Annotated in this window: 14 protein-coding genes; 8 read left to right on the top strand and 6 right to left on the bottom strand. The window is 69.9% G+C overall.

What is annotated here, in order from left to right:
• The first annotated feature begins 6 nt into the window (after nt 1-6).
• The 4 genes from tsaB to QUC20_RS13180 are packed head-to-tail and all read left to right on the top strand — an operon-like array spanning nt 7 to nt 2664.
• Complete coding sequence (gene tsaB / locus QUC20_RS13195; RefSeq protein WP_120265296.1) at nt 7-678, top strand: tRNA (adenosine(37)-N6)-threonylcarbamoyltransferase complex dimerization subunit type 1 TsaB; 672 nt, start codon at nt 7-9, stop codon at nt 676-678.
• Nucleotides 675-1142, top strand: a complete 468-nt coding sequence (gene rimI / locus QUC20_RS13190; protein WP_120265297.1) for a ribosomal protein S18-alanine N-acetyltransferase — start codon at nt 675-677, stop codon at nt 1140-1142. The genes tsaB and rimI overlap by 4 nt, the downstream gene beginning before the upstream one ends.
• Nucleotides 1139-2203 carry a tRNA (adenosine(37)-N6)-threonylcarbamoyltransferase complex transferase subunit TsaD gene (gene tsaD / locus QUC20_RS13185; RefSeq protein WP_120265298.1) on the top strand — a complete coding sequence of 355 codons (1065 nt, stop codon included), beginning with the start codon at nt 1139-1141 and terminating at the stop codon, nt 2201-2203. Before rimI ends, tsaD begins: the two co-directional genes overlap by 4 nt.
• Nucleotides 2203-2664, top strand: coding sequence for a hypothetical protein (locus QUC20_RS13180; RefSeq protein ID WP_289330168.1), 462 nt, complete (start codon nt 2203-2205; stop codon nt 2662-2664). Before tsaD ends, QUC20_RS13180 begins: the two co-directional genes overlap by 1 nt.
• On the opposite strand, the gene QUC20_RS13175 is transcribed toward QUC20_RS13180, so the two are convergent.
• On the bottom strand, nt 2643-3869 hold the full coding sequence (locus QUC20_RS13175; protein ID WP_289330167.1) for a class I SAM-dependent methyltransferase: 1227 nt from the start codon (nt 3867-3869) through the stop codon (nt 2643-2645). The genes QUC20_RS13180 and QUC20_RS13175 overlap by 22 nt on opposite strands.
• A 143-nt stretch (nt 3870-4012) precedes the next feature.
• Here QUC20_RS13175 and groES point away from each other — a divergent pair, with 143 nt between their 5' ends.
• The 3 genes from groES (at nt 4013) to QUC20_RS13160 (ending at nt 6978) form a co-directional block, all read left to right on the top strand.
• Complete coding sequence (gene groES, locus QUC20_RS13170) at nt 4013-4309, top strand: co-chaperone GroES (RefSeq protein WP_023954390.1); 297 nt, start codon at nt 4013-4015, stop codon at nt 4307-4309.
• Between the two features lie 122 nt (nt 4310-4431).
• Entirely contained in the window at nt 4432-5373 is a 942-nt protein-coding gene (gene rarD / locus QUC20_RS13165) for an EamA family transporter RarD (protein WP_120265301.1), read from the top strand.
• A 246-nt stretch (nt 5374-5619) separates the two neighbouring features.
• Complete coding sequence (locus tag QUC20_RS13160) at nt 5620-6978, top strand: ABC transporter substrate-binding protein (protein ID WP_289330166.1); 1359 nt, start codon at nt 5620-5622, stop codon at nt 6976-6978.
• 503 nt (nt 6979-7481) lie between these two features.
• On the opposite strand, the gene QUC20_RS13155 is transcribed toward QUC20_RS13160, so the two are convergent.
• From QUC20_RS13155 to QUC20_RS13135, 5 genes are all read right to left on the bottom strand, one after another.
• The gene (locus QUC20_RS13155; protein WP_289330165.1) at nt 7482-8462 is read right to left on the bottom strand and encodes a putative endonuclease domain-containing protein; all 981 of its coding nucleotides are present in this window, start codon (nt 8460-8462) and stop codon (nt 7482-7484) included.
• Nucleotides 8463-8663: 201 nt separating this feature from the next.
• Nucleotides 8664-9386 carry an ABC transporter ATP-binding protein gene (locus QUC20_RS13150; protein WP_091503903.1) on the bottom strand — a complete coding sequence of 241 codons (723 nt, stop codon included), beginning with the start codon at nt 9384-9386 and terminating at the stop codon, nt 8664-8666.
• Nucleotides 9383-10420, bottom strand: a complete 1038-nt coding sequence (locus tag QUC20_RS13145) for an ABC transporter ATP-binding protein (RefSeq protein ID WP_434543639.1) — start codon at nt 10418-10420, stop codon at nt 9383-9385. Before QUC20_RS13145 ends, QUC20_RS13150 begins: the two co-directional genes overlap by 4 nt.
• Nucleotides 10410-11390, bottom strand: coding sequence for a branched-chain amino acid ABC transporter permease (locus tag QUC20_RS13140; protein WP_120265305.1), 981 nt, complete (start codon nt 11388-11390; stop codon nt 10410-10412). The genes QUC20_RS13145 and QUC20_RS13140 overlap by 11 nt, the downstream gene beginning before the upstream one ends.
• Nucleotides 11391-11395: 5 nt before the next feature.
• Complete coding sequence (locus QUC20_RS13135; protein WP_289330164.1) at nt 11396-12670, bottom strand: branched-chain amino acid ABC transporter permease; 1275 nt, start codon at nt 12668-12670, stop codon at nt 11396-11398.
• Nucleotides 12671-12921: 251 nt separating this feature from the next.
• Here QUC20_RS13135 and guaB point away from each other — a divergent pair, with 251 nt between their 5' ends.
• Nucleotides 12922-14427, top strand: coding sequence for an IMP dehydrogenase (guaB, locus tag QUC20_RS13130; RefSeq protein ID WP_289330163.1), 1506 nt, complete (start codon nt 12922-12924; stop codon nt 14425-14427).
• Nucleotides 14428-14529 lie beyond the last annotated feature (102 nt).

Genomic DNA, 14529 nt, shown 5'->3' with positions numbered 1-14529 from the left:
GGTGACGTGATTCTGGGCATCGACACCTCGATCGGCACCGCCGTCGCGATCGTCGACCCCGCGGGTCGCGTGCGGGCCGAGGCGGTCAGCCCCGACCCCCGCGGGCACGCCGAGGTCATCGGAGATCTGCTCGTGCGCGTCTTCGGCGACGCGGGCGTCGGCCCCGCGGAGATCACTGCCGTCGCGGCCGGCATGGGCCCGGGCCCGTTCACGGGCTTGCGGGTGGGTATCGCCGCCGCGCGCGCGTTCGCGCTCGGGCGCGGCATCCCGCTGATCCCGGTCGCGAGCCATGACGCCGCGGCCCGCGCGCACGTCGATCCCGAGTTCGCGAGCCCGGGCGCAGCCCCGGTCGAGGGAGAGCCGATCGCGATCGTGACCGATGCCCGCCGTCGGGAGCTCGCCGTCTCGGTCTACCGCGTCGAGAACGGGATGCCGGTGCGCATCGTCGATCCGCACCTCGTCCCACGCGCGGCGACCGAGCCCCTCGACCTCTTCGGTGCCCCCGCGGCGGAACTCGCCGAGACGACGTCGATCAGCGCCGCTGCCCTCGCCCGCGTCGCGGCCGAGCGGCTGGCGTCGGGAGCGATCGACATCGCGATCGGCGACGCCGCGGAGCCGCTGTATCTCCGTGCCCCCGATGTGACCGTTCCCGCCGGGCCGAAGAAGGTCGGCACGTGAGCCTGCGCACAGCCACGGACGGTGACCTCGACGCCATCATGGCGCTCGAGGAAGCGTCGTTCCCGACCGACGCGTGGAGCCGCGGGGCCATGTCCGCCGAGATCGCCTCGCCGCACGGCCGGTACCTCGTCGACGTCGAGGACGATCGCGTCGTCGGCTACGGCGGCGTGCGTGCGGTGCACGGTGCGGCCGACGCCGACATCCAGACCCTCGCCCTCGAACCCGCACGGCGGGGCACCGGCCGCGGCCGGAGGCTGCTTCGGGCGCTGATCGCCGAGGCCCGTGACCGGGGAGCGCGCGAGGTCTTCCTCGAGGTGCGCGCCGACAACCCGGTCGCGCAGCGGCTCTACGCCTCCGAGGGTTTCGTCGAGATCGCGCGCCGGCCGCGCTACTACCAACCGGACGACGTCGACGCCATCATCATGCAGCTGAGCCTCCGCGGTGAGGGAGGGACCGAACGATGACCACCGAGCCGACCCGTTCCGAGCCGCTCGTGCTGGGGATCGAGACCAGCTGCGACGAGACCGGCATCGGGATCGTCCGCGGGCGCACCCTGCTGTCGAATACGATCGCGAGCTCGATGGCCGAGCACGCCCGCTACGGCGGCGTCGTGCCGGAGGTCGCCGCCCGCGCGCACCTCGAGGCGCTGCAGCCGGCGATCGAGGCCGCCGTAGCCGAGGCCGGGGTCTCGCTGACGGACCTCGACGCCGTCGCCGTCACGAGCGGGCCGGGGCTCGCGGGCGCCCTCATGGTCGGCGTGGGCGCCGCGAAGGCCCTCGCCGTGTCGCTCGAGAAGCCGCTCTACGCCGTCAACCACCTCGTCGGGCACATCGCCGCCGACATCCTCACCGGCGACGACGTCGAATACCCCACCGTCGCTCTCCTGGTCAGTGGCGGACACACCTCGCTCCTCCTCGTCCGAGACCTCGTCTCCGACGTCGAGATGCTCGGCGAGACGATGGATGACGCCGCCGGCGAGGCATTCGACAAGATCGCGCGCATCCTCGGTCTGCCTTACCCCGGCGGCCCGGAGATCGATCGCGCCGCGGCGGACGGCGACCTCGACGCGATCCGGTTCCCCCGCGGGCTCTCGCGGGCCTCCGACATGGCCGCGCACCGGTACGACTTCTCGTTCTCGGGGCTCAAGACCGCCGTGGCGCGCTGGGTCGAGCAGCGCCAGGCGGCGGGCGAGACCGTGCCGATCGCCGACGTCGCGGCATCGTTCCGCGAAGCCGTCGTCGATGTTCTCGTGACCAAGGCACTCGACGCGTGCGCTCAGCACGGCGTGCCGCGGCTGCTGCTCGGCGGCGGTGTCATCGCCAACCGGCGACTGCGCGAGGTCGCGATCGAACGCGCCGCTGCCGCCGGAGTCGCGGTCCGCATCCCGCCGCTGAGCCTGTGCACCGACAACGGGGCGATGATCGCGGCGCTCGCCGCCGAGCTCATCTCCTCGGGCGCCGAGCCGTCGACGCTCTCGTTCGGCGCTGATTCGACGCTTCCCGTGACCGAGATCCAGGTGCGCTGATGAGCGACGACCGGCTGCGCAGTCGGCGACCCGCGGTGGATGCGCCCTCCGACGACGTTGCTCCGGCCCCACTGTCCGCGCCGCTGCCCGGAGAGCACCGCGGCGGGTTCCAGCGTGAGTTCACTCAGCCGACGCCGCTGCTGCACATTCCCGAGCCCGATGGCCGGATCGAGCCCGTCGCGCCTGAGCCGCGGGTCCAGTGGGCTCCGGCGGCCGAGGTCCTGCCCCGATCGGGGGCGTGGTCGTTGGCCCTGGCGATCATCGCCCTCGTCCTGTCGCTGTTCGTCGGGTGGGCGTTCCCGCTCGGCCTCGCCGCGATCGTGATGGCCGTGCTCGCCTTCCGTCGGCCGTGGGAGAGCCGCACCGTCGCGGTGTGGGCGCTCGGCCTGGCGGCGCTGTCGATCGTGTACAGCGCCGGGTGGCTCGTCTGGTCGGCGAGTCAGTCCGGGCTGCTGGACTGAGCCCCTTCGGCGGGGTCGGCGTCGACCCGGTCCGCGAGGACGGCGACGCGTCGGTCTCCGATGCGGGTGAGGAAGAGGGTCGCCGACGCGCTCCCCGTCAGTGTGAGCTTCTTGCGGAACTGCGCCGGATCGACGTCGACGCCGCGCTTCTTGATCTCCAGGATGCCGATGCCCGCGCGCTTGACGGCGGCATCGATGTCGCGCGGCTTCAGCGGCAGCACCTCGCGGACCCGGAACGTCGTGGCGAACGGACTGGTGGGTCCGGCGTCGGACGTCATGTAGGCCGTCCCGCCGGCGAGCATGCCGGCGTCGAGCGAGCGCGCCACATCGCCGATCAGGCGAGCGCGGATGACGGCGCCGTCGGGCTCGTGCAGGTAAGCGCCGAGCTCGCGCGGCTCGGCGTCGGCGGCGTCGCCCGGCGCCGTGAGCTCGGCGGCACGGTCGCCGCGGAGAACGAGCGCAGAACGCCGCACGCCCGGGCGAGCGAGAGCGCCCGACCACACGACCAGCTCGATCGTCGACCCATCGGCGCTGATCCACTGCGCTTCGCCGTCGGTCGGGAGGTCGTCACGGTCGAAGGCGGGCCCGAGCTTGATGCCGGTCGGCAGCCGTTCCGCGAGGCCGAAGGCCCACTCGAGCGAAGGTGTGTAGTCGGATGCCGCGACGCGGCGCGTCTCGCCGTGCCCCGAGGTTCGACGTGCCGGATCGAGCCAGACCGCGTCGATGCCGGTGAGATCGGTCTCTTCGGCGCGGCCGTGGCGTACCCGGGCCGATGAGCCGAACGGGGCGAGGTTGTAGGCGGCCAGGGCGGCGGTGATCTCGTCGGCGTCGACGGCGAGGACCTCGAGCCCGATACCGGCGAAGCCGAGCGCGTCGCCGCCGATCCCGCAGCCGAGGTCGGCCACGCGGGCGATGCCGGCATCGCGGAATCGGCCGGCGTGACGCGCGGCGACCGCGAGACGCGTGGCCTGTTCGAGACCGGCTCGGGTGAACAGCATCCGGTCGGCGAACGGACCGAACTTCGCCCGCGCGCGCTCCCGCAGACGGGCCTGGCCGACCACCGCCGACACGAGGTCGGGGGAGAGGCCCTCGCGCCGCAGCCGCGAGACCGCGGTGGCGGCATCCGCCGTCGATGAGATCCGGAGGGTGTCGACCAGACGGAGGCCCTCGGGGGTCAGCAACGCGGAGAGCTCGGCGTGATCCACCACGACAGCCTACGCGGGGGCGGCGGCGGATGCCGCGGTAGGTTGGCACTCGCGTTGCGTGAGTGCCAACGTCCCCCTACACTCGGAGTTGGCACTCTCAGGGTGAGATTGCCAACAAGTCTTGTCGAAGAAAGAGGTAGACCGTGTCGGTTTCCATCAAGCCGCTCGAGGACCGCATCGTCATCAAGCAGGTCGAGGCCGAGCAGACCACTGCGAGTGGTCTGGTCATCCCCGACACCGCCAAGGAGAAGCCCCAGGAGGGCGAGGTCGTGGCGGTGGGCCCCGGCCGCATCGATGACAACGGCAACCGTGTTCCGCTCGACGTCGCCGTCGGCGACCGCGTGATCTACAGCAAGTACGGCGGAACCGAGGTCAAGTTCGGCGCTGACGAGTTCCTCGTGCTCTCGGCGCGCGACGTCCTCGCCGTCGTCGTCCGCTGACGCAGAGCTCTTCCACGAAGGCCCGGGTGCATGGCATCCGGGCCTTCGTCATGGCAGAAGCGCGGCGGCGGATGGCAGTCCGTCACGACCGCGACGTGTCATGACCGTCCTATGCTTGGCTCGTGACACCCGTCGATCCCGCCCGTGAGCGCACCCTGGGTGGGATCTACGCCTTCTCGGCGTACGTCCTGTGGGGGTTCATGCCCCTCTACTTCCTCACGCTCGCCCCGATGGGGCCGTTCGAGGTCGTGTCGTGGCGCATCCTCTTCTCGCTCGTCTTCTGCGCGATCCTCCTCACGGTGCTCCGCGCCTGGGGGAAGCTGATCGCAATCCTGCGCACGCCGCGGCTGGTGCTGTGGACGATCGTCGCCGGCCTGCTCATCTACGTGAACTGGCAGGTCTTCCTCATCAGCACCCTCACCGGCCACGTGATCGAGGGGAGCCTGGGGTATTTCATCAACCCGATCGTCACGGTCCTCCTCGGAGTGCTCGTCCTGAAGGAGCGGCTGCGGGTCGCGCAGTGGGTCGCGATCGGCATCGCGGCGGTCGCGGTCGGCGTCATCGTCGTCGGGTACGGCGCATTCCCCTGGATCGCCCTGACCCTCGCGGCCAGCTTCGGAACCTATGGGCTGGTGAAGAAGCAGATCGGGCCGTCGGTGGATGCCGTCAGCGGGCTGACCCTCGAATCGCTCTGGCTCGCACCCGTCGCCATCGTCCAGGCGATCGTCGTCGCCGTCACCGGCGGGCTGATGTTCGGCTCGGTCAGCCCCGGGCACACCGCCCTGGTGACCCTTGCCGGCGTCGTCACCGCCGTGCCCCTCCTCTTCTTCGCGGCAGGTGCGCGGCGCAGCAGCCTCACGGTGATCGGTCTGCTGCAGTTCGCGGCACCGATCCTGCAGTTCATCACGGGCGCCTGGATCCTCGGCGAGCCGATGCCGCTCGAGCGCTGGATCGGGTTCGGGCTCGTCTGGCTCGCCCTCGTCGTACTCAGCGTCGACTCGCTGCGCGCCGCTCGTCGATCCAAGCGCGCCGACGCGGCATCCGATGTCGCGCCCGTCGTCTGAGACCGCCGCACGGGAGCGGGGAGCCTGACCGCAGCGTCGCATTCCGGCTCGTCTGATCGGCCCGATGAGGGTCGTGGCGCCGGGCTCCGCCGCGGAACGTCGGGGTTCACGCGGCGCCGGAGATAACGATTGGGTCGCGTAACAGACCGTTAACACATCGCAACATCGCCGACGCGAGAGCGCCACTAGGTTTAACCCCAACCTCGCGGGGCTTCGGTGCCGCGTTCCCACTCATCAAGGAGCACAATGGGCGTTCTCACCCGTTCCCGCACCGCGAAGGTCCTCGGCGGTATCGCCGTGATCGGCGCGAGTGCCCTCGTCCTCGCAGGCTGTGCCGGAGACAGCGAACCCGCTGCGTCGGGCGACGCCGGCGGGAACACCTCGGCCGATTTCCCGATCGACTGCGACGCGGCCGCGCCCGCGTCGTACACGCCGGAGTACACCTCGACCTCGACCGGTCCCGGAACCGACCTCACCTACACGATCGGCACGGCTCTGCCCGTGACCGGCAACCTCGCCTTCCTCGGCCCGCCCGAGATCTCGGCGACCGAGTTCGCCGCCTCCGAGATCAACGCCGCGGGCAAGGGCATCACGATCGACCTGAAGCAGGGCGACTCGGGTGACACCGACAACAAGGCCTACGAGACCGAGATCCCCCGACTGCTGGGCGAAGGCGCCACGGCGATCATCGGTGCGGCCTCCTCCGGTACGTCGCTGCAGTTCATCGACCAGGTGATCGCCGCGAACGCCATCCAGTTCTCGCCCGCCAACACCTCCGCGGCCTTCACCGGCTACAAGGACAACGGCCTGTACTGGCGCACCGCTCCCTCCGACGTGCTGCAGGGCGAAGTGCTCGGCAACCTGATCGGCGCCGACGGCAACGAGACGCTCGGCATGATCGTCCTCAACGACGCATACGGCACCGGCCTCGCGTGCTTCACCAAGGCCGCGTTCGAGGCTGCCGGCGGCGAGGTCGTCGCAACCTCGCTCTACAACACCGGTGACACGAACTTCTCGGCCCAGGTCGAGGATGTTCTCGCAGCCGGCCCCGACGCGATCGCGCTGATCACGTTCGAAGAGGTCAAGACCATCATCCCCGAGCTGATCGGCGCCGAGGTGGCCCCCGAGCAGCTCTACCTCGTCGATGGAAACCTGGCGAACTTCGGCGACGACTTCGAAGCCGGCACCATGGCGGGTGCGAAGGGCACCTACCCCGCGGTCGACCCCGCGTCGATCGCGACCTTCCGCGACAACCTGCAGGCGTTCTGGACCGGTGCCGGCAACGCCGAGCTTCAGGACTTCACCTACGGGCCGGAGTCGTATGACGCGGTCGTGCTGCTCGCTCTCGCGGCGCTGCAGGCCGGATCGACGGCGGGCCCCGACGTGGCCGCGAACCTGCAGGCGGTCTCGGGCGGCTCGGGTGACGGCACGAAGTGCACGAGCTTCGCGGAATGCGCCGACCTGATCATCGCCGGCGAAGCCGCCGACTACGACGGCGTCTCGGGCCCGATCACCTTCAACGAGGTGGGCGACCCGACGGAGGCATCCACCGGTGTCTTCGAGTACGGCGACGACAACAACTACGAGTTCGTCCGCGTCGGCTGATCACCACGACGAGGGCCCCGGTCTCCTGGCCGGGGCCCTCGTCGTGTGCGGTGGGTGCGGGCTGGGCTCGGGGCCGGGGTTCGAGTTGGCAGTTGGCGCCCCCTCTCGGGGCGTGAGCGGGCGCGAGCTGCCAGGTGAGCCCGGGTCTGGACGGGGTCGAGGCTCGAGTTGGCAGTTTGCGCCCCCTCTCGGGGCGTGAGCGGGCGCGAGCTGCCAAGTAAGGCATCGGCCTGGGCTGGGTCGGTGCCCGAGCTGGCAGTTGGCGCCCCTTCGGAGGCGCGGAGCAGGCACGAGCAGCCACGTGTGGCGTGGACCGCCGGCTCGGCGTGCCGGCGCCCCGGCCAGTCCGGTTGCCCCACAGTTGCTGAATTGGCAGTTGGCGCCCACTCTCTGGGCGTGAGTGGGCGCAAGCTGCCAAGTGGGGCCATCGGTCTGGGATTGGGGTGGCAGTTGGCGCCCGTTCCTGGTTCGGGAGTGGGCGCGAGCTGCCAGGCGGAGCGTGGTCAGCGCGGGGGAGACCAGCCGCGCCGTCGCAGGGCACCGCCCACGAGGGCCACTGCCGCGGAGCCGGTGGGTCGGATGTGCGCGGAGGTGAGCCGCACCACCTCGAAGCCGAGAGCGACGTAGGCGGTGTGCTTCTCGATGTCGCGCGCCCATTGGCGTCTCGAGGTGCGGTGGTGGTCGCCCTCGACCTCGGCGATGACGCGGTACTCGGGCCAGACGGCATCCGCGATCCCCGCTAAGCGCCCCGCACGATCCCGGATCTCACGGTCGAGCACAGGCTCCGGCAGCCCCGCCGCGACGACGACGAGCCGGAAGTCGGTCTCCAGCGGCGACATCGCGCCCTCACGAATGAGCGCGAGCGCTTCCGCGAGCTTCGCGGAGCCGACACGTCTCCCCGCGGCGGCGGCGACAGCCAGCTCCTCGACCGTGCTCAGTCGCTCCTCGGGCAGGCGCCGCCCCCGCTCACCGCGCGGCACCCGCACGAGAGCATCGCCGATGCGGACCAGCTCGCGAACACCGGCATCCCGCCCGAGCATCGCCCACGTCGATGCCGGCGTCGACACCCGCAGGCCTCCGAGAGTGGTCACCTCGACGTGCGTCGGGGCGAGCTGGCGTCCTCGGATGCCGTGCCGGCGCGGTGCGCGCGCGGGCGCGACGACCCCCACCTCGAGCTCGCTCGGGGGACGAGCGCTCGTCCCCCAGAGCACCGCTGCCGTCCGTCCGCAGAAGAAGGCCCGCGCGTCCATGATCTGGGAGTAGGCTCGCGCGCGGTCGAGCACCCGGCGTCGGACCTCCTGATCGTCGTCGAGCAGCCCGCACGCTACGGCATCCTCTGTTCCGCGCCTTCGGCGCACGCCGCGGAAGGGCGTGTCGAGGTCTGCCGCACGCAGCCGCTTGGGCGAGATGCCCGACGCCGATGCCGCGGCGCACGAGAACACCTCGTCGAGGTCTTCGGGCAAAGGCTCCGGACGTCGCGGCATTCCCTCATCCTGCGGGCGGCCGCGGCCCGCGTGTGGGCGGGCGTCCCCGCCTGTGCACATCCCACCCAGCTCTCTCGTGGGGGAGGAGCGCCGCCGTCAAATGCACTTCGCCTGGCAGCTCAGGCCCCTTCCGCGTGTGAGAAGGGGCGAGAACTGCCAGGCGAAGCCAGCCAAACCAGGCGAAGCCAGCCAAACCAGGCGTCAGGTGCCCAGGGTGCCGAGGTACAGGCCGATGACCTTGGGGTCGTTGAGCAGCTCGCGGCCGGTCCCCGTGTAGGCGTCGCGACCCTGGTCGAGGACGTACCCGCGGTCGCAGATCTGCAGGCAGCGCCGGGCGTTCTGCTCGACCATGATCGTCGTCACGCCCGCCTTGTTGATCTCCGACACCCGCAGGAACGCCTCGTCCTGACGCGACGGCGACAGGCCCGCCGACGGCTCGTCGAGCAGCAGGACGTACGGGTCCATCATGAGCGCGCGCCCCATGGCGACCATCTGACGTTCGCCGCCCGACAGCGATCCCGCCCGCTGCTGCAGCCGCTTGGCGAGATCGGGGAAGATGGATGTCACGAAGTCGGTGCGCTCCGCGACGACCTTCGGTCGCTGGTACGCCCCCATCTGCAGGTTCTCGGCGATCGTCAGGCTCGGGAAGACGTTGTTCGTCTGCGGCACGAAGCCGACGCCCTTCGAGACGAGCTTGTTGGCGCGCAGCCCCGTGATCTCCTCGCCGTTCAGCTTCACCGAACCGGAGCGCACCTTCACCTGACCGAAGATCGCCTTGAGCATCGTGGACTTGCCGGCGCCGTTCGGGCCGATGATCCCCACGAGCTCACCGGGGGCGGCGGTGAGGTTCGCGCCGTTGAGGATGTTCACGCCGGGCAGATACCCCGCGTGCACGTCGGACAGCTCGACGACGTTCTCGGTCACTTGCGGTCCCCATCCTTGTCGGCATCCGCGGCATCCGCGGCATCCGGAACACCCGCGGCATCCGTGGTCGGCGCCTCTACGATCGCCTGGTCGAGCTCGTGCACGGTCTCGACGAGCTCTTCCGCCTCGGGCGGCAGCTCGCCGGCGTGGCGGCCCGTCACGACGCCGAGGTCGACGTCCTGATGCGCGCCGAGATACGCGTCGATCACGGCGGGGTTCTGCATCACGGTGTCGGGCGGGCCCTCGGCGACGACGCGTCCTTCGGCCATCACGACCACCCAGTCGGCGATGTGGCGCACCATGTGCATGTCGTGCTCGACGAAGACCACGGTCATGCCGAGGTCCTTCAGGTCGAGGATGTGGTCGAGCAACGACTGCGTCAGCGCGGGGTTCACCCCGGCCATCGGCTCGTCGAGCATGACGAGCACGGGATCGCTCATGAGCGCACGGGCCATCTCGAGGAGCTTGCGCTGTCCGCCCGAGAGCGACGCGGCGAAGTCCTTCTCTTTCGTGTCGAGCTTGAACCGCGCGAGCAGGCCCCGCGCCTTCTCCTCGATCTCCGCCTCCTGCTTGCGCCAGAGGAAGGGGAGGATGCCGGCGAAGATCCCCTCGCCGGTCTGCTTCGGGGCACCGAGCTTCATGTTCTCGAGCACCGTGAGCAGGCCGAGCGACTTCGTCAGCTGGAACGTGCGCACCTGGCCCATGCGGGCCGCCTTGAAGGCGGGGATGCCGGCCAGGTTGGTCCCGTCGAACGACCACGACCCCGCGTTGGGCTTGTCGAAGCCGGTGAGGAGGTTGAACAGCGTGGTCTTGCCGGCGCCATTCGGTCCGATCAGGGCGGTGATGGCACCGCGCGGAATCTCGAGGTGCTCGACATCGACCGCGGTCAGGCCGCCGAAGACGCGCTTGACGCCGTCGGCGACGATGATGGGGTCGTTCTTCGCGACGCCGGGGCGGACCTCGCCGCTGCCGTCGTCTTTGTGCAGGCCGGTCGCCTTGGGGCGCGGCGTCGGGGGTACGACATCAGCGGACAAAGGTCAGCTCCTTCTTGCTTCCGAGGATGCCCTGCGGGCGGAAGATCACCAGCAGCATGAGCGCGACGCCGACCAGCACGAACACGAGCATCTGGCTCTGCTCGCTGGTCAGGAACGGCAGCCAGCCGATGTTGACGAGGGCCGGCAGCAGGTTCGACAGGAACGCGCGCACCACCCAGAAGAGCACGGCGCCGAGCACCGGGCCGAAGATGGTGGCCGCGCCGCCGAGCAGCAGCGCCGTCCAGACGTAGAACGTCTGCGAGGTGACGTAGACGTTCGGGTTGACGTTGGTCCCCATGGCGGTGACGATGCCGCCCGCCGCGATGATGACGCCGCCGACGATGAGCGCCTGCATCTTGAAGGCGAAGACGTTCTTACCGAGCGAGCGCACGGCGTCCTCGTCCTCGCGGATGCCGCGGATGACGCGCCCCCACGGGCTGCTCATGAGCAGCCAGACCAGCACGACCACGATCGCGATCGTGATGATCCCGACGATGATGACCCACCACTGGTCCGACTGGTAGGTCCACGGCCCGAAACCCCACCGACCGGGAGGAAGCGGGTTGCTGGCGCGGAATCCGGCCTGGAAGCCCGAGAGACCGTCGGCCGATCCCGTCTGGTTGCGGAACGCCGACGTCAGGAAGAGCAGGCGCAGCACCTCGGCAGCTGCGATCGTCACGATCGCGAGGTAGTCGCCGCGCAGCCGGAGGGTCGGGATGCCCATGACGAGCGCGAAGATCACGGCGGCGATGAGGCCGACGAGCGCTGCCACCGGCCACGCGAGCCCGAAGGTGAGGATCGAGATGGCGAACCCGTAGGCGCCGATCGCCATGAACCCGGCGACACCCATGTTCAGCAGGCCCGCGAAGCCGAAGTGAACCGAGAGGCCGATGGCGGCGAGGATGTACCCGAGGGTCGCCGGGGCGAGGATCTGCGCCGCGGTGTTGCTGAGGATCTGAAGGAAGTTCACGATGCCTATCCGATTCGCTCTCGGCGCCCGAGGAGACCCTGCGGGCGGAACAGCAGGATGACGATCAGCACGACCAGCGCGCCGACGTACTTGAGGTCGGAGGGGATCCACAGCGTCGACACCTCGACGAGGAGCCCCACGATGATGGCGCCCACGAGCGCGCCGAAGGCGGTCCCGAGACCGCCGAGCGTGACGGCGGCGAAGATGAGCAGCAGGATGCTGGTGCCCATGTCCCACTTGATGCCCGGGCGGAAGTAGGCCCACAGCACACCGGACAGGCCGGCGAGGGCTGCGGCGACCACCCAGACGACCCGGACCACCGCGTCGACGTCGATGCCGCTGGCCGCGGCGAGCGAGGGGTTGTCCGAGACGGCCCGGGTCGCGCGGCCGATCCTCGTGCGCATCAGCCACCAGGCGAAGCCGGCGATGACCACGAGTGAGACACCCATGCTGATCACGTCGGTGAGGGTGAGACGGACGGGGCCGAGTCCGGGGATGACCGAGGTCGAACCGCCGGGGAGCTGCGCCGTCCCGCCGCCGACGAACATCTGGAAGACGTAGCGCAGCGCGAGCGAGAGGCCGATCGAGACGATCATGAGCTGCACGGTGCCGAGGCCGCGGCGTCGCAGCGGTCGCCACAGGCCGGCATCCATCGTCAGCCCGAACAGCGCCGACACGGCGACCGCCAACGGGATCGCGATCCAGATCGGCAGGCTGAAACCGGCTGAGAACAGCAGCGCGGCGAGCGCGCCGAAGGTGACCATCTCGCCGTGGGCGAAGTTCGACAGTCCCGTCGTGCCGAACACGAGCGAGAGGCCGATCGCGGCGAGGGCCAGCATGAGACCGAAGTTCAGCCCGTTGACCGCGCGGGAGAGCAGCTGGTCGACGAAGCTCGTCGTCTGCCGCTCGGCCGCTTCGAGGGTGAAGTTGCGCGTGATCGTGCTGGTCGCGCCGAACTCCACCTCGATGGTGGGCTCGAAGCCCTCCGGAACCGACACCCCCGAGGGGAGGCTGTCTTCGACGAGCTCGACGGTGTAGGCGACGTCCTTGGTCGGAACGCCGATCGAGAAGCTGCCTCTCTCGTTCGTCTCGCCTTCGGCTTCGAAGTCGCCGCCGGTCACGACGATGGTGACTCCCTCGACGGGTTCACCGCCGGTGCGGACGTTGCCCGCGATCGTGAACGGCAACGACTCGGCGTCGTCGCCTGCGGCGAGGGCGGGGGAGGCGATGCCCAGGAACGCCACGGCGGCCAGGAGGCCGGCGATCAACGTCGAGAACATGCGCCTCGGGCGACGAGCAGCGCGCGTCATCGAAGTGATCGCCACTGGCACCTCCTGAGATAAGTGGACGAACGCCGAGAGGTACCGGTTCTGCTGGTGGCTTCGGCGACACCTGAACGTATGCGCTGATTGTTGCTTGCGTGTTTCCGGTGCGCAACAACGAATGCGGTGTGTCGTTTCGCGGATCTCGGGCGCGGGAATGCCGCGCGGCGCCGGGCGCTTAGAATCGTTGAGACTTTCAAGGAGTGCGCATGAGCGACTACAACGACCCGTTCGGATTCGTCGGCCTCACCTACGACGACGTCCTGCTCCTGCCGGGGCACACCGACGTCATCCCGTCCGAGGCCGATACGTCGTCGCGCGTGACGCGCCGCATCACCGTGGCGACGCCCCTGCTGTCGGCCGCGATGGACACCGTCACCGAGGCGCGCCTGGCGATCGCGATCGCCCGCGAAGGCGGCATCGGGATCATCCACCGCAACCTCTCCATCGAGGAGCAGGCGGCGATGGTCGACCGGGTCAAGCGCAGCGAGTCGGGCATGATCACCGACCCGATCACCACGACCCCCGACGCCACGATCGAAGAGGTCGACGCGCTCTGCGGGCAGTACCGCATCTCGGGTCTGCCGGTCATCGACGACGAGGGGCATCTGCTCGGCATCGTCACGAACCGCGACATGCGCTTCGTCTCGGGCTTCGAGCGTCAGACCACGAAGGTGCGCGACGTCATGACGAGCGAGAACCTGGTCACCGGGCGGGTCGGCATCGGTGCGAACGAGGTCATCGCGCTCTTCGCCCACCACCGCGTCGAGAAGCTGCCCCTCCTCGACGACGAGGGCAAGCTCGCCGGTCTCATCACGATCAAGGACTTCGACAAGAGCGAGAAGTACCCCCTCGCCACGAAGGACGACCAGGGACGCCTGCGCGTCGGCGCGGCCATCGGCTTCTTCGGTGACGCGTGGCAGCGGGCCGAGGCCCTCCGCGACGCCGGTGTCGACGTGATCGTGGTCGACACCGCGAACGGCCAGTCCGCGGGCGTCATCGACATGGTCAAGCGGCTCAAGGCCGACGCATCCTTCGAGCACATCGACGTCATCGGCGGCAACGTCGCGACCCGCGAGGGCGCGCAGGCCCTCATCGACGCGGGTGTGGATGCCGTCAAGGTCGGCGTCGGGCCGGGCTCGATCTGCACCACGCGCGTCGTCGCCGGAGTCGGTGTTCCCCAGGTCACCGCGATCTACGAAGCATCGCTGGCCGCGCGCGAAGCCGGCATCCCGATCATCGCCGACGGCGGCCTGCAGTACTCGGGCGATATCGCCAAGGCCCTCGTCGCCGGTGCCGACTCGGTCATGCTCGGGTCGCTGCTCGCCGGAACCGACGAGTCGCCGGGCGAGATCGTCTTCCAGGGCGGCAAGCAGTTCAAGCAGTACCGCGGCATGGGTTCGCTCGGTGCGCTGCAGACCCGCGGCAAGAAGACCTCGTACTCGAAGGACCGCTACTTCCAGGCCGATGTGCCGAGCGACGACAAGCTCATCCCCGAGGGGATCGAGGGCCAGGTCGCCTATCGCGGCCCCGTGTCGGCCGTGGCCTACCAGCTCATCGGGGGACTGCGGCAGTCGATGTTCTATGTCGGCGCCCGCACCGTCGAAGAGCTCAAGGCTCGCGGCAAGTTCGTCCGCATCACCTCGGCCGGGCTCAAGGAGTCCCACCCCCACGATGTTCAGATCGTGGTGGAAGCCCCGAACTACAAGCGCTGACCCCCGGGCCCGAAGCTCGGAGATTCTGACGAAGGTCGGACCGATCCCCGCGGATCGTCCGTCCTTCGTCGCATTCTCCGACGAAGGACGTGCGCGGCGGCT

The organism is Microbacterium arborescens, assembly GCF_030369635.1.
Classification (GTDB): domain Bacteria; phylum Actinomycetota; class Actinomycetes; order Actinomycetales; family Microbacteriaceae; genus Microbacterium.
This window is presented reverse-complemented; position numbering and strand designations above follow the sequence as displayed.